We start from the raw sequence: 18700 nt of genomic DNA, 5'->3' as shown, positions 1-18700 counted from the left end.
TGTCGGTTCGGTCAGGCGCAGAGGGACCGTGGCCGTTGGGGTGAGCGTAGCTCATGGGAGGGTGATCGTTTCCACGCAGGGCGGGTGGAACAATCAAGGGCAAACCGCAATCAGCCTGCGAGAACGTCGCGAAAAACGTCAGGACGTAGCGCGGCAATGTGCAGCAACGACCGAGCGGCACCGGAGGGCGAACGCCGTCCCTGCTCCCACTCCTGCAAGGTCCGCACGGAAACACCCAGCAGTTCCGCAAACCTGGGCTGTGACAGTCCGGTCCTGCTGCGGGCCTCGGCTGCTTCTGTCACTTTCACCGCGTGAACAGCCCCGTGGCGGCCGGCCTTGACGTCGACGATGGCGGCAAGGAGCTCTTCGCCAAGATCACGCTTGGCGTCACGTTCCAGCAATTCTGTTTCAGTCAGGGGCATGATTCATCTCCTTTGCCACCTTGCGCAGGATATGCGCCGGAATACTCTCTGTGGCTCCCTTGCCATATATCAACAGCGCAACCAATGAGCCATTCGCCAGCTGTGTCATATAGATGACCCTGACGGCGCCACTCTTGCCACGCAAGCCGGAACTCCAACGTACCTTGCGACAACCGCCCGAACCTGGAACGACAACACCACACTCTGGATGACTCGCCAGATGAGTCATGAACTGATCGCGTTCGTCCTCGGTCCAGTAATCCCGCCAAAGTTTGCTGAACAGAGGCGACTCTATGATCGTCAGCATAATTGATTCTACGTCTTTGACGTACAAGCAGACCAGGTTTCTGGTCGGCTTGTACGCACCTATGGGAGGAAAGTGAACGGAAGGAAACCGTGTCAACTTATCCAGAAGCGTTTTGACCTGGAATCAGGGAAGTAACGCCTGGCCTATAGGTAGATGCGCCGTGTCAGGTAGCCGACGTCATCTCAAGAGGTAGGAACTACCGAGGAACATCAGATAAGCTTGATCTCAGCCCTGCCTCCCCTTGCGCAACAACACATCCAACTGATCCACCACCTCGGCCCAGTCCGCATCCTCGAGCACTTCGCTGCGCAGGAAATCCGCCTGGCTCTTGCTCCAGAAAAACGCATCGGCCAGGTGCAGCTCCGGCTTGAGCGGCGAGTGGATGGCAACAAACTTGTCGATGCTCTCGGGGTCATCGGGTAGCCCCAGTTGCTTGAACAGCGACGGGAGGTTGTGGGTAGGTGATTGCATGGGGGTTCTCCAGTGATCAGCGAAATAGCGGTGCCTTGATCGTTCCCACGCTCTGTGGGGCATGCAGCCCGTGACGCTCTGCGTCACCAGAGCGGACGCGGAGCGTCCAGAGAGGCGTTACCACGCAGAGCGTGGGAACGATCATCAAGTAGTCCGGCAATGGAGGGCACGGGCGGGCCAAAGGTTCAGTGGCAGACCTCGCACACTTCGGCATGGGGCACCATGCGCAGGTACTCGCCCATTTCCATATGCACCAGGTTGTGGTGGTTGCCGGCTTCCAGGTAGATATCCTTCTCGCGGGTCAGCAGCGGGTCGACCACCATGCGCAGGCCATAGGACTCGCCCAGGGCCGGCACGGCGCCGCGCTCGCAGTCCTGGAACAGATACGCCAGGGTGCTTTCCCGGGTGATCTGCCAGGTCGAGGCGCCCCGCACCTTGCTCAGGTCCAGGTGCCGGCTGGCGGGCAGGACGGCCATCAGGTAATGCCCATGCCGGTCGTCGAGAATCACCGACTTGGCCATGCGCTCCGCCGGAATCCCCGCCAGGCGGGCGGTCTCCAGGCTGCTGGCCGAATGCGGGTGATGGATGATGTCGAATTCGCAGCTCGCCTTTTCCAGGCTGCTCTGCACGGTCCTGGCCATACGCATGATGCACCTCCGAGCCCCGCAGAATGCCCCGGGGCGATGGGTCTACGGCAATCCATGGGTATGAGTCTAGGCAGTCCGGCGCCAGGCGTCGGCCCGAGGCAATCACCGTTATCGCTATCGCCGGGCCTGGATAGTCGACTTGGCGCTAAACGCAGCCGCCACCGCTCGACTAGACTGCAAGAGGGGGTGACGAACTCGCGGAGAAACCTGTGAGCATGACCATCCACCCCAGTGTGGCGCTGATCCTCCTGGGTATCGCATTCATGCTGGCCGAGACCTTTCTGCCGACCTTCGGCCTGATCGGTTTCGGCGGCCTCGTCACGTTCGTGGTCGGGCTCTTGCTCCTGATCGACAGCCAATGGCCCGGCTACGCAATTCCCCTGCCTTGGCTCGTTCTGCTGGCGGTGAGCGGTGCCCTGTTGCTGCTGGCACTGATCGCCGCGGCCGTGAAGGCACGCCAGCGCCAGGTGGTCAGTGGCGATGCCGGCCTGGAAGGCAGCCTCACGTCCATCACCGCACTGCAAACCGGCGATGTCCATCACGGCCGGGTCTATGGCGGCTGGGTCCAACTGCAAGGGGAAAACTGGCAGGTACTGAGCCCGACGCCGCTGCACCCCGGACAACGGGTGCGGGTGATCGCGCGCAAGGGCCTGCTACTGGAAGTGAAGGCTGCTGACGACCCGCCAAGGCGAGGAGATTGATCATGGTCCTGCAACTGGGTTCCGGAGCGCTGCTGGTGCTCCTGCTGCTGATGCTGGCGGCCTCGACCTTTCGCATCCTGCGTGAATACGAGCGCGGAGTGGTGTTCCAGCTCGGACGCTTCTGGCAGGTCAAGGGACCGGGGCTGATCCTGCTGATTCCACTGGTGCAGCAGATGGTCCGGGTGGACCTGCGCACCGTGGTGCTGGATATACCGCCCCAGGATGTGATCACCCGCGACAACGTCTCGGTCAAGGTCAACGCGGTTCTGTATTTCCGTGTGCTCGATCCGCAGAAGGCGATTATCCAGGTCGAGGATTTTCTCGCCGCCACCAGCCAGTTGGCGCAGACGACCTTGCGCGCGGTGCTGGGCAAGCATGAACTGGATGAACTGCTGGCCGAGCGCGAGCGCCTGAACACCGATATCCAGCACGTGCTCGATGCCCAGACCGATGCCTGGGGGATCAAGGTGGCGAATGTCGAGATCAAGCACGTGGACCTCAACGAGTCGATGATCCGCGCCATCGCCCGGCAGGCCGAAGCCGAGCGCGAACGGCGGGCCAAGGTGATCCACGCCGAAGGTGAATTGCAGGCTTCGGAGAAACTCATGCAGGCGGCCGAGATGCTCGGACGCCAGCCGGGGGCCATGCAGTTGCGCTATATGCAGACACTGGGGGCGATTGCCGGGGACAAGACCTCGACCATCGTCTTTCCGCTGCCGATCGAATTGCTCAAGGGCATGGCGGACCTGTCGTCGAAATCCTGAAAGCCATTTTTCGCCGGATGCCGGAAAGCTGTGGGGATGGCGTTTATACGGGAGTGGGCTTGCCCACGAAGCTTTTAGCGATCTCGAGGGCCTATTCGCGGGCAAGCCCGCTCCAACAGGATGTTTTTCAGCCTCGACGCAGGTGCTCCAGCGCCTCGTAAGGCGCCCGGGCCCAGGAGGATATCCGCTCCCTGAGCCGCTCGGAGGCCTCGCGGTGCTTGTCCTGGCTGTCGGGCACAAACACCTGGGCAGGCTGTTTGGCGTGTTGTCCGACCGTCGCGAAAACCCGGTTTCGTTGTTCGCCATCCAGACCGAAAAAGTCTGCCAGGTGCCCGTCCATGGCCGCCGGCAACTCGCGGTAGTTCACCGGCACGCCACCCAATGCCCGGCAATGCTCCAGGCCCTGCTGGAAAATCCGCCCCAGCCGCCGGGCGATATAGTCTTCCCGCGAGTCGTCCTGCCCCGGGCTGTCCAGGGAGCTGGCGCCGATCATCCCCGGGACCATGTGCATGCCCGCCCGACGCCAATGGGACACGGCGATTTCCAGCGGGTCGCGGTACACGAACAACCAGGGCGTGGCGGGAAAGCACTCACGCAACAACGGCAGCTCGGCGATATTCCAGGCATCGAGCTTGATCACCAGTTTCTGTTCGCCACCACGGCGCAATTGGCCGTAGGCCGCCAGCAGGCCACGCAACGCTGCCTGTCGCTCTCGCGGCTCGAATGTCCCGCGCAACAGAGTATCCAGCGCCGGAGGTTCGGAGATGACGATAGCCTCGTCGAGTTGCGCCAGCATCTGGCTGAGCAAGGTCGAACCGCAACGCGAGGCGTGGTAGATAAAGGCCGTCGGCGCCACCGCCGGGGCACGCCACTCGCTGAGTGCCGCCAGGGACGTTTCACGACGGAATGCCTGGTTGAACGGCAGGCGTAGCGCGTCGTCCACCGCTTCGCGAAAAAACGGCTGGTCGAGTTTGCGCCCACCGAACCAGCACCAGTCCACCCGCCACTCGCCGGCCTGCTGCCAGAGGCGGATCGGCAGCCAGTCCTTCAGGCCATCCATTGCTGGCTCCAGCGGCTGCGGCCCTGGCGCATCGCCGAGCGGATGTCCTCACGGCCGAAGCGCAGGCCGCGCTCGCCCGCCAATTGCAGGGCACGGGCGATAAAGGCTTCGCTGTCCTCCAGAACCTGCAAGGCCTGGCATAACACGGGATCGTTCTCCAGCAAGGTCCGAAACCGCGCAAAATCCGCGGCGGCCCGGCCGATACCCGGTGCCGGCGTAGTCGCCAGCCCGCTCGCGATCTGCTGCTCCAGCCAGGGGTTCGGTCGGCAATCGAGCACCAGGTGAATCCGCTCGCCCCCGCCCCAGTTATCGACGCCGTGGGGCCGTGACAGATCGAGAAACCAGCATTCGCCGACCTGCATCGGGATGCGTTGGCCATCGAGCATGAAGTCCACATCCGGCGGGCTGAGCAGGGGAATGTGCAGTCGTCGGTCCGCGTCCGGCGCACCGAGGTCGTAGTCGCGATGCTCGTGAATCCGCCCGCCCGGCCCCAGGCGCAGCAACCGCGCCGAACGTATCTCCAGGGGCAGGTCCAGGGCCGCCGCCCAGGTTGCATCCAGCAACCAGGGCTCGCGCTCGGTCGGCGCACCGGCCCCGGGCGCCAGCTCGCTCAAGGCATCCGCCGCCGAAATCAGCGCGACGCCACTCCAGTCACCGTCGTAGTAATCGGCATTGAAGTGGGCTTTCCAGGCCGGTCCGGCGATACGAGAAAGGGCTTGCTGCAGCAGCGGCAAGGCCACCGCCACAGGCAAACGGGAAAAGGCCGGCAGGCTCAGGGAATCACCCCGGACGACTGCAGATGGCCCAGCAGTTGTTCGACACAGGCTTCGACAGAGAGGCGCCCGGTATCGAGGATCAGATCGGGTGCCCGCGGCACGTCATAAGGCGCGGAGATCCCGGTAAAACTCGCCAGCTCGCCGCGCCGGGCGCGGGCGTAGTGCCCTTTCGGATCGCGCCCTTCGCAGACCTGCAACGACGCGCTGCACCAGACCTCACGATAATCCTCACCCAGGCGCCGGGCGAACAGTTCACGCAGGTCGGCCTGGGGCGCGATCATCGCCAGGATGACGATCTGGCCGTTGTCCACCAGCAGTCCGGCCAGCTCGCTGGCGCGACGGATATTTTCCTGGCGATCGCTTTCGGCGAACCCCAGGTCGCGATTCAAACCGCCGCGCAAGGCATCGCCGTCCAGCACCAGGCACTGCAATCCACGTGTGAACAACTCAGCCTGCAGCGCCTGGGCCACGGTCGACTTGCCTGCCGCCGGCAAGCCGGTCAGCAGGATCGCCGTGCCGCGATGGCCGTTGCGGGCCTCGCGCTGACCGCGACTGACGCTTGCCCGCGGCGCCAGCAGGTTATTGTCCTTCGGCATGGGCCACAGGCGCGCTGATATTGCCGGCCGCCCACTGCGACTCGCGTGTCGCCATGGCCCCGGCAATCGCCGCGACCTTGGTCGACGAGACTTGCGCCGGCAACGGATCGAGCCCGGCGCTGGCGAAGATCTGGCCGTAGGCGTTGCGCAGGTCGGCATAGGCCAGGTCGCGACGCAGGTCGGCCTGCAGGGTGTTGAGTTCGCCCTGGATCAGGTCCAGCTCACCCAGCCCGGCGGCCTTGTAGCGGTTGCGCAACTGGCCGACGATCTGTCCGTCGATATTCGACAGTTGCTGGCTGGTCTTGAACTGACGCAGTGCCTCGCGGTAGTTGGCGTTGGCCACGTAGAGCTGCGCCAGCACGGCGATCGACATCGCCTGGCGGCGCGCGGTCGCCACTTCCTCACCGGCCTTGGCCACATCGATGGCCGCCGGCGCGGAGATCACGTTGAACAGGTTCCAGGTGACTTTGACGCCGAAGTCCGCCCACTTGTCATTGACCAGGAACGAGTTGCTGTCGTAGTGACCACCGGCCGAGAACTCCAGGCCCGGCAGCAGGCGCAGCATGGCCTTGCGGGTTTCGGCGGCGCTGATACGGCTCTGGTAATCCTGCTCGCGCAGTTCCGGACGGCTGGCCAGGGCCTCGTGTTCCAGCTGGGCCATATCGACCTTGAGCTCCGGAATCGCATAATCATCCGAGGTCGCCAGGGTCAGGTCGGTGCCCAGTGGCAGATTGATCAGGGTCGCCAGTTCGGTCTTGGCCAGGGACAACGCCTTGCGCTGCTCTTCCAGTTGGCGGGTGGCCTCGATCAGCGAGCGCTGGTAACCCAGGGCCTGGATCGGATCGCCGATGCGCTGCTCGCTCATCTTCTCGCTGTTGCCCTGCGCCGCCTCGACCCGCACCATCAGGCTGTCGATCTGCTTGAGCAGGCGTTCGGCCGCCACCGCCCGCCAATAGGCCGAGCGCACGTCCTGGACGATGGTGTTGATCACCTTGCGCCGGCGTTCCTGGACAATCAGGCGCTGGTCGCCCTGCTGCTTGGCGCTGATATAGCTGACACCGAAGTCGAGCACGTTCCAGACCATGGTCAGGTCGGCGACGCGACGATTCTTGTCCTGGGAGGTCGAAGGTTCCAGGGACTGGGTATGAGTCTCCACGCTTTCGCTACTGGAGCCGCTGACGTTGTTACGCCCGGCATAACCGGCCGAGAGCGCCATGCGCGGCAACATGTCGAAGCTGGCGAGGTCCAGCTGACGCTTGGACAGCGCCTCCTCCATGATCTTCAGGCGCCCTTCGAGGTTGTATTTCACCGCACGGGCCATGGCTTCGTGCAGGGTGAGCGGGCCGCTGAGGGGTTCCTGATCCCTGTACATGCTCTGCAGATCGGTTTTGGCGCGTTGCTCACTGACGCTGCGATCGATCGGTTGGCTGGTGACGGCACAACCGCTGACTACCAGCGCCAGCAAGCTGACGCTGAACAACTTCTGACTTCTTCTCATTCCCTGGCACCGCCCCTGACTACCGCTCTCTATTTTTATAGGCGCCGACAAACGTCGGCGCAGATCTCAAATCATTGTTCAGGCCGGTATTTCGCTGACACCGACCTGCTCCAGAGCCCAGGCTAGTTCATGCAGCTGTTTCTGCTCGGAATCCTTGAGCTGCTGCAATTGCTGGCCGAGGGTCGGCGCACCGAAAATCCCGCGCAGGCCCTGGGACGGATCGCCCAGGCTCTTGCTGCCCTGGCGCTCGAACGCCTTGAAGCCGCTGCTGTCGCCCGTCGTCGATTCGCGATTGAACAGGCCCGACAAGGTGCTGCTGCCGAACACCCCGCCATCGCCGCCGCCAAAACCGAGGAAGCCGCTGCCGCTGCCGTCGCCACCGCTGTCGGTGCTGAACACCTGGGCAATGAAGCTCGGGGCCAGGGCACCGTTGCGGATGAAGATATTGCCGAGCGGCGGCAGGCCGCCGCCCACATCACGCTGTTCGAACAGCGGCGGGAAGCCGATAGGCGAGCCCAGGTTGCCGCCGGGTGGGCCGAAGACGATCGGCTGCAATGGCACATTCGGCAGGTCCGGCGCGGGCGCCGGGTCGGTGATGCGAAATTGCGGGTCGCCGCCCAGGGACACCGTGGTGATCCCGTAGTTGTTGGAGTTGGCGAAACCCGTACCGGCGTTACCCGCCAGATCGGTGACCAGGCTGGTATCGAGGGTGATGAAGTTGCTCGGATCGGTGATATTCGCCGTCGGCGTCAGGGTCGCGGTCCAGGTCTTGCCGCCATCGCTGCTGGCCAGGTTGGACAGCACACCGTTGGCCACGCTCAGGTCCGACAGGTCGAAGCCGGTGACTTTCTCGCTGAAGGTGAAGGTCACGGTGGTGGTCTGGCCGGCGGTCAGGTTCGGGTTGGCGACCACGATGGTGGCGGTCGGCAGGTCGGCGTCGACCCCATAGTTGTTGGAGATGGCGATACCCGAGCCGGTGTTGCCGGCGCCATCGGTGACCAGGCTGTTATCGAGCACGATCAGGTTGGTGGCATCGGTGACGCCGACGGTCGGTGTCAGGGTCGCGGTCCAGTGGATATTGTCGCTGGTGGTCAGGTTGGACAGCACGCCATTGGCCACGCTCAGGTCCGACAGGTCGAAGCCGGTGACCGCCTCGTTGAAGGTGATGCTCACCGTGGTGGTCTGGCCGATCCCCACGTGAGGGTTGGCCACCGAGATGGTCGCGCCCGGCCGCTGGGTATCGATGCTGTAGTTGTTGGAGTCGGTGGTGCCGCTGCCGGCGTTGCCCGAGGCGTTGGTGACACCGCTGTTGGCCAGGGTGATGACGTTGGTGGTGTCGGTGACATTGCTGGTCGGGGTGAGCGTCGCGGTCCAGGTGATACCGCCGTCACTGGAGCTGACGTTCGTCAGTGTGCCGTTGCTGATGGTCAGGTCGGCGTTGCTGAAACCGCTGACCGCTTCACTGAAGGTGATGGTCACCGCAGAGCTCGCCCCGGCATTCAGGCTCGGGACCGCCACGACGATGGTCGCGGTCGGCCGCACCGTATCGATGGTGAAGTTGGCCGAGTTGGTCACGCCGGTGCCGGCGTTGCCCGCCAGGTCGGTATAACCGGTGTTGTTCAGGCTGATCAGGTTGGTGGTGTCGTGAACGTTGCTGGTCGGGGTGAAGGTCCCGGTCCAGGTGACACCGCCGTCGCTGCTGGTCAGCGTGCTCAGGGTACCGTTGGGCACGCTCAGGTCGCTGTTGTCGAGACCGGCCACCGCTTCGCTGAAGGTGATGGTCACCGTCGCGGTCTGCCCGACGAGCAGGCTCGCGCTGCTGACCACGATGCTCGCCGTCGGCGCCACGGTATCGACACTGTAGGTATTGGACTCGGTGGTGCCCGTGCCGGCATTGCCGGCGATATCGCTGAACAGGGCGTTGTTCAGGCCAATGACACCGCCGCTCTGGGTGGTAGCGGCGTTCGGCGTCAGGGTCGCGGTCCAGGTGATGTTGTCGAGGGTGCTCAGGCCGCTCAAGGTGCCGCCGACCGCTGTCAGGTCGCCCAGGGAAAGACCGGTCACGGCTTCGCTGAAGGTAATGGTCACCACGGATGAACCACCGATATTCAGGGCGTTGGTGCTGACCGCGATGGTCGCCGTCGGCCGCTGGGTGTCGATGCTGAAGTTGTTGGAATTGGTGGTGCCGCTACCGGCGTTGCCCGAGGCATTCGTCACGCCAGAGTTGTCCAGCACGACCAGGTTGCTGCTGTCGGCGATGTTGCTGGTCGGCGTGAAGGTCGCCGTCCAGGTGATGCCGCCGTCGCTGGTGGCGACGGTGGTCAGTGTGCCGTTGCTGATGGTCAGGTCGGCATTGCTGAAGCCGCTCACCGCCTCGCTGAAGGTGATGGTCACCGTCGAGGTTTCGCCGATCGTCAGGGAGTTGTCCGCCACCACGATGGTCGCGCTCGGCCGTACCGTATCGATGGTGAAGTTGCCCGAGTTGGTCACGCCGACACCGGCGTTGCCCGCCAGGTCGGTATAGGTGGAGTTGTTCAGGCTGATCAGGTTGCTGGTGTCGTGGACATTGCCGGTCGGGGTGAAGGTGGCGGTCCAGGTCACGCCGCCGTCGCTGCTGCTCACCGCGCTCAGAGTGCCGTTGGGCACGTTCAGGTCGCTGTTGTCGAAGTTGCTCACCGCTTCGCTGAAGGTGATGGTCACCAGCGAAGTATCGCCGGCCGCCAGGGTCGGATTGGCGACCACGATGGTCGCTGTCGGCCGCACGCTGTCGACGTCATAGGCGTTCGAGGTACTGGTCCCGCTGCCGCCGTTGCCGGCGATGTCGGTCACGGTGCTGTTGTCCAGGACAATGTGGTTGTTGTTCTGGGTGATCCCCGCCGTCGGCGTCAGGGTCGCGGTCCAGACGATGTTGTCGAGGGTGCTCAGGTTGCTCAGGGTGCCGTTGTCGGTGGTCAGGTCGCCCAGGGAGAAACCGGTCACGGCTTCGTTGAAGGTGATGGTCACCACGGAGCTGCCGCCGATGCCCAGGTGATCGGTCGTCACGGCGATGGTGGCGGTCGGACGCTGGGTGTCGACGATGTAGTTGTTGGAGAGGCTGGTGCCGCTGCCGACATTGCCCGAAGCCGCGGCCTGGACCCCGCTGTTGTCCAGCACGATCAGGTTGCTGCTGTCGGTGATGTTGCCGGTCGCGGTGAGCGTCGCGGTCCAGGTGACGCCACCGTCGCTGCTGCTCACCGCGCTCAGGCTACCGTTGGCGACACTCAGGTCGGCATTGGTGAAACCGCTGACGGCCTCGTTGAAGGTGATGGTCACCTGGGACGTGCCACCGATATTCAGCGACGGATTCGCCACCACGATGCTCGCCGTGGGGAGCACGGTGTTGATGGCGAAATTGGTCGAGTTGGTGGTGCCCACGCCCGTGTTGCCGGCCTGGTCGGCGATACCGGTATTGGCCAGGGTGATGACGTTGGTCGCGCTGTTGACGTTGGCGTTCGGGGTGAACGTCGCGGTCCAGGTGATGCCTCCGTCGCTGCTGCTCACCGCGCTCAGGGTACCGTTGGCAATGGTCAGGTCGGTATTGCTGAAGTTGTTCACCGCCTCGCTGAAGGTGATGGTCACCAGCGAGGTTTCACCCGCGCTCAGCGTCGGATCGGCGACGACGATGGTCGCAGTCGGCCGCTGGGTGTCGATCGCGTAGTTGTTGGAGTCGGTGGTGCCGGTCCCGACGTTGCCGCTGGTGTCGGCATAGCCGGTATTGTCCAGGGTGATGACGTTGCTGGTGTTGGTGATGTTCGTCGTCGGGGTGAACGTGGCGGTCCAGGTGATGCCACCGTCAAGGCTGTTCACCGCGCTCAGGTTACCGTTGGCGAGGGTCAGGTCGGCGTTGCTGAAACCGACCACGGCTTCGCTGAAGGTGATGGTCACCAGCGAGGTGTCACCGATCTTCAGGGCATTGTCCGCCACCACGATGGTCGCGGTCGGGCGCACGCCGTCGATGGCGACGTTGTTCGATGTGCTGGTGCCGCTGCCGGCGTTGCCCGCACCGTCAGCGACCCCGCTGTTGTCCAGGGTGATGTGGTTGCTGGCGCTGACGATCGCCGCCGTCGGGGTGAAGATCGCGGTCCAGGTGATGCCACCGTCGCTGGTGCTCACCGCGCTCAGGCTGCCATTGGACACCGTCAGGTCGGTGTTGCTGAAACCGGTCACGGCTTCGCTGAAGGTGATGGTCACCGGTGAGGTCTGGCCGATGCCCAGGTTGGTGTTGCCGAACACGATGGTCGCCGTCGGCCGCTGGGTGTCGACCGCGTAGGTGTTGGACGTGGTCGTGCCGCTGCCGGCGTTGCCCGCGACGTCGCTGACCTGGGTGTTGTTCAGGGTGATGACATCGCCGGTATGGGTGATCCCGGCGGTTGCGGTCAGGGTCGCGGTCCAGGTGGTGCCATTCACCTGGACCAGGTTGCTCAGGGCGCCGTCGGCGACGGTGAACGCGGAAGTGGTGAGGTTGTTGACCGTCTCGCTGAAGGTGATGGTCACCTGGGACGTGCCACCGATATTCAATAGCGGACTCGCCACTGCGATGGTCGCGGTCGGCAACACGGTGTCGATGACATAGGTGTTGGACGTGGTCGTGCCCGTACCGGCGTTGGTCGAGGTGTCGGTATACAGGCTGTTGTCCAGGGTAATGACGTTGCCGCTATTGTTGTTGCCCGCGGTCGGCGTCAGGGTGGCGGTCCAGTGGATGTTGTCGCTGGTGGTCAGGTTGCTCAGGGTCCCGTTGGATGCCGTCATATCGGACAGGCTGAAACCGCTCACCGCCTCGCTGAAGGTGATGCTCACCGTGCCGTTGGCCGTGGTGCTCAGCGTCGGGCCGCTGACCGAGATGGTCGCGGTCGGGCGTGTGGTATCGATAGCGAAGTTGTTCGATGAGGTGGTGCCGCTCCCCGCCGTACCCGTCGCCACACTGTTGACCCCGGCGTTGTTCAGCACGATGGTGTTGCTGGCGCTGCTGACGCTCGAGTCCGGGGTGAAGGTCGCGGTATAGGTGATATGATCGCCGCTATCCACCAAGTTGCTCAGGGTGCCGTTGGCAATCGTCAGGTCGGAGTTGGTGAACCCCGTCACCGCCTGGTTGAAGGTAATGGTCACCAGCGAGGTGCTGCCGATGTGCTGCGCGGTGTTGCTGACCACGATGGTCGCGGTCGGTGCCGGGTTGTAGGCGGTGTTCGCCGTTCCGCCGATATCGTTGAACAAGCCGTTGACAGCGGTCGGTTTATTGCCTGCCGAGGCGCCCGAGGCGCTGACCAAGCCACCGTTGCCGCTGGCCCCCGCATTCGCGGAGCCACCCAGGGCGGCAAAGTTGGCCGCCGTGATCAAGACCGTGCCTTTGTTCCAGATGGCACCGACACCCAGGCCACCGTCACCGCCATTGAGAGCCGTGCCGCTGCCGGTCGCCGAACCGCCACCACCGCCGCCGCCGGCACCGATGTTACCGGTAATCGAGCTGGTGCCGACGATGGTCAGGGTGGCGCCGCTGGCGTTGTAGATACCGCCGGCCGCTCCGCCGCCCTTGCCACCGGCACTATTCCAGCCGGAGCCACCACCACCACCGCCGATCGACAAGGAACCGGAGCTCGCTGTACCGCCAGCGGAACCGTTGGTATAGCCGTAAAGGCCGTTCGAGCCGGCACCGCCGCTGCTCGAACCGCCGTGACCGCCCATGGTCGAGTAGCCACCACCCTGGCCACCCTGGTTGGCCGTGCCCACGCCTCCGGCGTAGGCACCGGTCCCGGAGCCGGTGATGCCACCATGCCCGCCGTTGCCGCCACCCACCGCGCCACCACCGCCACCGGCACCACCGACATCGCCGTTGACCACGCCGCCGCCGCCACCGCCGCCCGAGGCTGCGTTCGCGGTCACGCTGACGTTATTCAGGGTCAGGTTACCGAAGTTACTGATCCCCGCCCCCAGCAAGTTGCCCGCGGTAGTACCGTTACCGCCATTGCCGCCGTTGCCGGCCATCAGCCCCTTGGTAATGACCAGCCCGTCCAGGGTCGCGGTGACCCCGGAATTGACCGTGAGTACCTGGGTCTTGTACTGCCCGCTGATGGTCACATCGGCAGTACCGTTGTTGTCCAGGTCGCCATCGATGGTCAGGTTCTTGGCGATCACCAGTTGCGAATTCAGGTTGACCGTCATGCCCGGCGTGCTGAAAGTCACGATATCGCCCGCCACCGCATCGCTGAGGGCCTGGCGCAGGCTGCCGGCGCCGGTGTCGGCGCCAGTGTTCACGGTAATGGTGGCCAGGCCGTACTGGTAGGCGGACATGGCATCGGCCGACAGCGCGTTGTGGCTTTCGATGCTGCCGGTGGCGATTTCCAGGGTCCAGTCGCCGCCCAGGCCGGTGCGGTTGGTCGACGCGGCGATGTCACGCCCGGTGTATTGCGCCAGGGAGTCGACAAAACCGATGCCCTTGTCGCCGGCAGCCGTGTTGCAGGCATAGATCAGGATATCGCCGCCGACATTCATCTCACTGCCGATCTGCGCCAGCACATCGGCCCGCGCCGCGACGTTGTCGGAGGAAAGGTAGGTGTTGCCCAGCCACAGGTCTCCCGAGTTGCCGTGGGCGATGATTTCCACCGTGCTCACGCCCTGGTGGGAGCCCAGATAATCGGCAATCTGCTGCAGGCCGTCCTTGCTGGCATCCAGCACGACGATCTGGGTGCCGGGCGCGGCGCCCTTGAGCAGACTGTCGAAATCCTTGACCCGGGAGTCGACGAAGACCACCGACTGGCCGGGCACGGCAGCCGGTGCCGGCGTCACCGGGGCATCGGATTGCGGGTGGGCCTCGGCGGGAGCGGCCGCATGATCGGTGGCCGGGGCCTTCGCCGCATCGGCGGTGGGGTGGCTGGTCGGCTGCGCGGCCTCGGCCACGGTGGCGGCCACGGCACCGTCGAACAGCATGCGCGGTTCCAGTGGAATGATCATGGGTGAAACCAGGCTTCTCATGCCCACAGCCCGCGCTTTCGGTTTGCTCCACCACATGTTTCACCTGCACTCGAACGCTGACGCGCTCAACGGATTTTTTTATTGGAATGAAAAACCGCGATCAACTGACCGCGGCATTGGTTTTCATGCGAATGACATTCGCGGCACTGGCAGAGCCATCGTTCCAGAACGACAACTCGGCATATTTTTCGAACAGGTCCGGCGGCAGGATCGTGCGCCGTGACTCCAGCGCCACCTTGGGCTTGACCTTGTGCAGGCCAGCAACGCCGAGGGCCTGGTCGAATTCCGGAGCGTCATAGGCCAGGTGCTCGAAATCGTGTTCGAACCAGGGCTCACCGATAAAGTCGTAGACCAGTCGCAAGACCCGCTCCGGGGCCTGGGACAGCAGGTCGTAATCGATCAGCAGCAAGGAGTCGGCGTGTTCGCCGTAATAGGCTTCCTTGAGTGCGGTCCAGGCATACCCCACCAGGCGATTGCGCTGGGCCAGGGTTTCGCAGCGGCTGTAGACGGTGTTGCGCTCGATCTGATCGTTGAACAGCTTGGTGTTCTCGAAGGGGTTGGCGCGGTACAGTCGTTCCAGGCTGTCCATCACCCAGGCGACATTGCGCACGCAGGCGATGACCTTGGACCGGGGAAACAGGTCCATCAGCGCGGGCAGGCGCGCGCTCCACTGGCGATTGGTGTCGAAGATCACCGACTGTTCGGTCTTGTCGGCGTAATACGACTCGAACAGCCCGCCCAGCAGGCGGCGGCGCATGTCGGTGTCGATCACCGCGCCGAACTCGCTGCCGGCGCTGCACTGGTCCAGCACGCTGTTGAACAGGGTGCCGACCGGGCTGGTCATGCCGGCATGAAAACGTGGGTTCTGCAGGAGAATGGCGGAGAGCAGGGTTGAGCCTGAGCGCGGTAGTCCGGAGATAAAGTGAAAACTGCGCAATCCATTCACCGTGGCGTAAGTCCATTTGTAGGACAAAGCGTAGCGTAAGGAATTGTTGCGGACTAGTAGTATTTTGACATCAATCGTAGGGTCTTTAAGTCGGAATAGGCCCATAAACACGAGTGTCCATGGGACTAAAACATGAACTGACCGCTCTATACCAGGCCTCCTACGGTTAGTGCCCGCTACACGAAGAATGGCAGGTCTCATATAAAACCGCCTGGGTATCCCCCCCCGCGTGCTGGTCGATTTTCCGCCAGCCGGTCGGAATCGACGGGAACTCGTCCGGTGCCACACGGCTCATCACCAGCCAGACCCGGCCATTACCGGGCGGCAGGTCTTCCAGATGATCGAGATAGACCCCGGCATTTTCATCGATCAGGGTACCGAAACCGTAGCTGTTGGGCCGGGTCGACACACCCTGGACGGTAGGCCGGGTATACAGCCGTGGTGCCGTGGCACTGGTGTCGTAGTAGGCCCAGGTCAGGTACCAGAACATGTCGCCCAGGACCACCTGGTCGCCAACCGCTCGGTGCTGGTCCATGTATTCGACCATATTGCTGAACTGATCGTTGGGGTCGCCAGTCGCGCTGTAGTTGTTTCTCAGCCCCACGCCCTCCACCGCCAGGACCGTCACCAGCACCAACCCCGCCAGGACCTTGAAACGCCGGGCCAGCCGGTCGATGAACAACGCCAGGATGATCGGCAGGGCCAGCGCCGGCACGGTCAGGTAACGCTCGATAAACACCGGCGAGACAAACGAGACCGCGAACACCAGCACCAGCGGCAGCGCGCTGTAGATCACCAGCATCGTGTCGAAGTGATAACGGCTGCGATCGCTCCAGGCCGTGAAGGCCAACACCGCCGCCATGCTGGCCGGCAGGCTGAGGAACAGCCACAACGGCATGGTTTCACCGTCGTCCTGGGCCATCAGTTGCCAGATCATCGACGGCAGCGAACGCCAGGTGACCGGTGGCTCCCAGCCGACATCGCCGCCGACCTTGAGGTCATCCATGTGCAGCACCAGGTCGATCAGGCCCGGCAACCACGGCAGGAACAGCAGCACGATCGCCACGTTGGCCAACCACCACTCGCGACGGGCGATATAGCGGTGCGCGCTGCCGGGCTGCCGGCGGATCACCAGCAGATAGAGCCAGTGCGACAGCACGCACAGCGCGGAAAAGTAGTGGGTATAAAAGCCGGCCGCCATCAACAGCGCGTAGATCACCAGGTAGCGCTTGCGCTCGGGCGCACGGACCCAGTACACAAGCGCCACCGTCGCCCCCAGCAGCCAGACGCCCATCAGCGAATACATGCGTATTTCCTGGCTGTAGCGCACGGCCGTGGGCAGCAGCGCCAGCAGCAGACAGGCCAGGAGCGTCGCCCGGCGTCCGGCGACCAGGTGGGTCAGCCAGGTGCCGAGGAAGACCGTGATCACCCCGGGCAACGCGCTCATCATGCGGATCGACAGGATCGAATCGCCGAACAGGCCGATCCAGCCATGCAACAGGGCAAAGTACAGCGGCGGATGGACATCGTGGGCCGCATGGACCCACAGGCCGGACAGCGGGTACTGGGCCAGCAGCAGGCTGGAGCCTTCGTCGCCCCAGATCGCCGCCGCCGTCAGTTGATACAGGCGCAACGCCACCGCCAGCACCAGGAGCGGCACCAGCCAGGGTTCGCGAAGCAGCTGTACAAGGGGTTGCGGGTGCGTGACAGGCTGACCGTAAAGTCGCGTTGTCGCTTCATCATTACTCGGAACGCCCATCACCACCCTCTGGAAATCAACCACTGCCCCCACTCGGGAAGCATGACCCGGTGATTGTAGGCTAGAACGTCATCGACTTGCCCGACTGTTCCAATCGCGACCTCTACCCCGCAAAAAAACCGGCAGGCCCCAAGCCAGCGTCTACGCTTTGGGGCGGTGCACACAAAGCCCGGGCACAACGGGTATCGCACCTCTCCCAACACTGCTGAAGGAAAAGGATCCATGGAAGTATTTCTCGGCACCATCCAGATGTTCGGCTTCAACTTCGCGCCACGTGGCTGGGCCCTGTGCAACGGACAGTTGTTGTCCCTCGCGCAAAACCAGGCGCTGTTCTCCTTGCTGGGTACCGTCTACGGCGGCAATGGCCAGCAGACCTTCGGCCTGCCCAACCTGCAAAGCCGGTTGCCGGTCTGCCAGGGCAACGGGCCGGGCCTGACGCCCCGGGTCATGGGTGAATCCAGCGGCACGGAAAACGTATCGGTCCTGACCAGCAACCTGCCGACCCAGGTGATTCCGACCGCCAGCCTGACCGTCAACACCACCATCAACCTGGCGAGCGTCCCCAGCAATCCGGTCACGGCACCGACCAGCACCAACGCCTATATCGGTGCGTCCAACCCGGCCGGGCCGCCCTCGGCGGCGATCTATTCCGATGCGCAGGGCGCCGCACCCGTGGCGCTCAAAGGTGCCGCCAGCACCATCGCCGGCAACCTGACCATTCCGGGCGGCAACCTGCCGCTGGGGACGATGAACCCGTTCCTGGTGGTGAACTTCAGCATCGCCCTGGAAGGGATCTTCCCGTCGCGCAACTGATACGCTGCACGCTATTGTAGGAGCCGGCTTGCCGGCGATGGCTCTCGCAAGGTCGATACAGGGCTTGCCGGCCTCATCGCCGGCAAGCCGGCTCCTGCAAAGTCCCCGCCTACCGTGCATGACGGAGAACATCGATGCTGCAACAGGTTTCCAACGAACATTTCCAGTCACTGGTGAACCGGCCTTGCCCGCTGCACCTGCCCGACGGCAGCCTGCTGTCGATCCAGATCGAGTCGATCCAACTGCGCCCACAAGCGCGCCTGCCGGAAAACCCGCGTATCCCCTTCAACGTGGCATTGCGCAGCCTGGGCCCGACGGACTTCGTCGATGGCCTGTGCGCCCTCGATCTACCGCAACTGGGACGCCTCGATGCGGTGTTCGTCTCCCGCGAGCCGCCGCTGGGCCGTGATCCGGCCCTGGGCTACTTCAATATCGTCTTCAACTGACGCCCGGATACCACACCAGCCGCTCGGCGGCTGGTGAGCTTTCCTCGACCCGGAACCCCAGCGCCAGGTAATGCTGGCGCGCCAGGGGATTACTGGCCCAGACTACCGTCGCCACCGGGCAGCGCACCTGTTCGGCGGCTTTCTGCACCCCTTGCAGCACGGTACGTCCGAATCCCTTGCCACGGGCTGCCGGAATGAAGGCCAGGTACAACACGCGGATTTCGTTGGGGCCGAAGTCGGCAGTGAGTACACCGATCGGCGTGTCGAGCTTTTCCACCACGTAATGCAGCGCATCGGGAAAGTGCTCGCCGATCCCCTGCTCCTGCACCTGGAACTGCTGGGCAACCACTTGCTCGATCAGCTCAGGCTCGGCGTCGATCCACTGCAGTTCGGGCCGCGCCGACTGGTAGAGGCTCTGCAGAAAAGGCCCGTCGGTGGCCCGCGATGGCCGCATGGACAAACCCGCGGCGGACGAACTGTTCAACATCG

The 18700-nt window shown here is 63.9% G+C and carries 16 protein-coding genes; 4 read left to right on the top strand and 12 right to left on the bottom strand.

All coding sequences use genetic code 11. The annotated features are described in order from the left end of the window. Positions 1 to 110: 110 nt before the first annotated feature. The 4 genes from HX851_RS31665 to HX851_RS31650 form a co-directional block, all read right to left on the bottom strand. Entirely contained in the window at positions 111 to 422 is a 312-nt protein-coding gene (locus HX851_RS31665) for a helix-turn-helix domain-containing protein (RefSeq protein ID WP_177063508.1), read from the bottom strand. Beyond that, a complete protein-coding gene (locus tag HX851_RS31660; protein WP_177066424.1) occupies positions 409 to 729 on the bottom strand; it encodes a transcriptional regulator in 321 nt (106 codons plus the stop codon). Before HX851_RS31660 ends, HX851_RS31665 begins: the two co-directional genes overlap by 14 nt. 225 nt (positions 730 to 954) lie before the next feature. Further along, positions 955 to 1200: a DUF2789 domain-containing protein gene (locus tag HX851_RS31655; protein ID WP_177063506.1), complete on the bottom strand. Its 246-nt coding sequence runs from the start codon at positions 1198 to 1200 to the stop codon at positions 955 to 957. Positions 1201 to 1385: 185 nt separating this feature from the next. After that, positions 1386 to 1847: an aminoacyl-tRNA deacylase gene (locus HX851_RS31650; RefSeq protein WP_177066426.1), complete on the bottom strand. Its 462-nt coding sequence runs from the start codon at positions 1845 to 1847 to the stop codon at positions 1386 to 1388. A 215-nt stretch (positions 1848 to 2062) separates the two neighbouring features. Here HX851_RS31650 and HX851_RS31645 point away from each other — a divergent pair, with 215 nt between their 5' ends. Further along, positions 2063 to 2548 carry an NfeD family protein gene (locus tag HX851_RS31645; RefSeq protein ID WP_177063575.1) on the top strand — a complete coding sequence of 162 codons (486 nt, stop codon included), beginning with the start codon at positions 2063 to 2065 and terminating at the stop codon, positions 2546 to 2548. A gap of 2 nt (positions 2549 to 2550) precedes the next feature. Further along, positions 2551 to 3312 carry a slipin family protein gene (locus HX851_RS31640; protein ID WP_017124773.1) on the top strand — a complete coding sequence of 254 codons (762 nt, stop codon included), beginning with the start codon at positions 2551 to 2553 and terminating at the stop codon, positions 3310 to 3312. A 127-nt stretch (positions 3313 to 3439) separates the two neighbouring features. Here HX851_RS31640 and HX851_RS31635 read toward each other — a convergent pair whose 3' ends face one another. From HX851_RS31635 to HX851_RS31605, 7 genes are all read right to left on the bottom strand, one after another. After that, positions 3440 to 4372 carry a sulfotransferase family protein gene (locus HX851_RS31635; protein WP_177066428.1) on the bottom strand — a complete coding sequence of 311 codons (933 nt, stop codon included), beginning with the start codon at positions 4370 to 4372 and terminating at the stop codon, positions 3440 to 3442. Further along, positions 4360 to 5148: an aspartyl/asparaginyl beta-hydroxylase domain-containing protein gene (locus tag HX851_RS31630; protein ID WP_177066441.1), complete on the bottom strand. Its 789-nt coding sequence runs from the start codon at positions 5146 to 5148 to the stop codon at positions 4360 to 4362. Before HX851_RS31630 ends, HX851_RS31635 begins: the two co-directional genes overlap by 13 nt. Next, positions 5145 to 5744, bottom strand: coding sequence for an adenylyl-sulfate kinase (cysC, locus tag HX851_RS31625; RefSeq protein WP_177063503.1), 600 nt, complete (start codon positions 5742 to 5744; stop codon positions 5145 to 5147). The genes HX851_RS31630 and cysC overlap by 4 nt, the downstream gene beginning before the upstream one ends. After that, positions 5728 to 7224 (bottom strand): TolC family protein, encoded by a 1497-nt coding sequence (locus HX851_RS31620; protein WP_177066442.1) that lies wholly within the window; start codon positions 7222 to 7224, stop codon positions 5728 to 5730. The genes cysC and HX851_RS31620 overlap by 17 nt, the downstream gene beginning before the upstream one ends. A gap of 96 nt (positions 7225 to 7320) precedes the next feature. Continuing rightward, positions 7321 to 14226 (bottom strand): Ig-like domain-containing protein, encoded by a 6906-nt coding sequence (locus HX851_RS31615; protein WP_256262843.1) that lies wholly within the window; start codon positions 14224 to 14226, stop codon positions 7321 to 7323. A 121-nt stretch (positions 14227 to 14347) separates the two neighbouring features. Next, entirely contained in the window at positions 14348 to 15193 is an 846-nt protein-coding gene (locus HX851_RS31610) for a sulfotransferase family protein (protein ID WP_177063502.1), read from the bottom strand. 166 nt (positions 15194 to 15359) lie between these two features. After that, entirely contained in the window at positions 15360 to 16952 is a 1593-nt protein-coding gene (locus HX851_RS31605; RefSeq protein WP_177066431.1) for a glycosyltransferase family 39 protein, read from the bottom strand. Positions 16953 to 17174: 222 nt separating this feature from the next. On the opposite strand from HX851_RS31605, the gene HX851_RS31600 reads away from it, so the two are divergent. Further along, entirely contained in the window at positions 17175 to 17765 is a 591-nt protein-coding gene (locus tag HX851_RS31600; RefSeq protein WP_177063500.1) for a phage tail protein, read from the top strand. Between the two features lie 134 nt (positions 17766 to 17899). After that, positions 17900 to 18211: a DUF6916 family protein gene (locus HX851_RS31595; protein WP_177063499.1), complete on the top strand. Its 312-nt coding sequence runs from the start codon at positions 17900 to 17902 to the stop codon at positions 18209 to 18211. Here HX851_RS31595 and HX851_RS31590 read toward each other — a convergent pair. Then, complete coding sequence (locus tag HX851_RS31590; RefSeq protein WP_177063498.1) at positions 18204 to 18698, bottom strand: GNAT family N-acetyltransferase; 495 nt, start codon at positions 18696 to 18698, stop codon at positions 18204 to 18206. The two genes, HX851_RS31595 and HX851_RS31590, sit on opposite strands and share 8 nt — an antisense overlap. Positions 18699 to 18700 lie beyond the last annotated feature (2 nt).

Source organism: Pseudomonas gingeri (genome assembly GCF_013385635.1).
Lineage (GTDB): Bacteria > Pseudomonadota > Gammaproteobacteria > Pseudomonadales > Pseudomonadaceae > Aquipseudomonas > Aquipseudomonas gingeri_A.
The sequence above is the reverse complement of the archived record's forward strand: the minus strand, read 5'-3'. Positions and strand labels throughout refer to the sequence as shown.

Bases quoted from the DNA above. Each gene is read 5' to 3' on its own strand.
- HX851_RS31665 (WP_177063508.1), bottom strand. From the start codon at position 422: ATGCCCCTGACTGAAACAGAATTGCTGGAACGTGACGCCAAGCGTGAT.
- HX851_RS31660 (WP_177066424.1), bottom strand. From the start codon at position 729: ATGCTGACGATCATAGAGTCGCCTCTGTTCAGCAAACTTTGGCGGGAT.
- HX851_RS31655 (WP_177063506.1), bottom strand. From the start codon at position 1,200: ATGCAATCACCTACCCACAACCTCCCGTCGCTGTTCAAGCAACTGGGG.
- HX851_RS31650 (WP_177066426.1), bottom strand. From the start codon at position 1,847: ATGCGTATGGCCAGGACCGTGCAGAGCAGCCTGGAAAAGGCGAGCTGC.
- HX851_RS31645 (WP_177063575.1), top strand. From the start codon at position 2,063: ATGACCATCCACCCCAGTGTGGCGCTGATCCTCCTGGGTATCGCATTC.
- HX851_RS31640 (WP_017124773.1), top strand. From the start codon at position 2,551: ATGGTCCTGCAACTGGGTTCCGGAGCGCTGCTGGTGCTCCTGCTGCTG.
- HX851_RS31635 (WP_177066428.1), bottom strand. From the start codon at position 4,372: ATGGATGGCCTGAAGGACTGGCTGCCGATCCGCCTCTGGCAGCAGGCC.
- cysC (WP_177063503.1), bottom strand. From the start codon at position 5,744: ATGCCGAAGGACAATAACCTGCTGGCGCCGCGGGCAAGCGTCAGTCGC.
- HX851_RS31615 (WP_256262843.1), bottom strand. From the start codon at position 14,226: ATGATCATTCCACTGGAACCGCGCATGCTGTTCGACGGTGCCGTGGCC.
- HX851_RS31605 (WP_177066431.1), bottom strand. From the start codon at position 16,952: ATGGGCGTTCCGAGTAATGATGAAGCGACAACGCGACTTTACGGTCAG.
- HX851_RS31600 (WP_177063500.1), top strand. From the start codon at position 17,175: ATGGAAGTATTTCTCGGCACCATCCAGATGTTCGGCTTCAACTTCGCG.
- HX851_RS31595 (WP_177063499.1), top strand. From the start codon at position 17,900: ATGCTGCAACAGGTTTCCAACGAACATTTCCAGTCACTGGTGAACCGG.
- HX851_RS31590 (WP_177063498.1), bottom strand. From the start codon at position 18,698: ATGTTGAACAGTTCGTCCGCCGCGGGTTTGTCCATGCGGCCATCGCGG.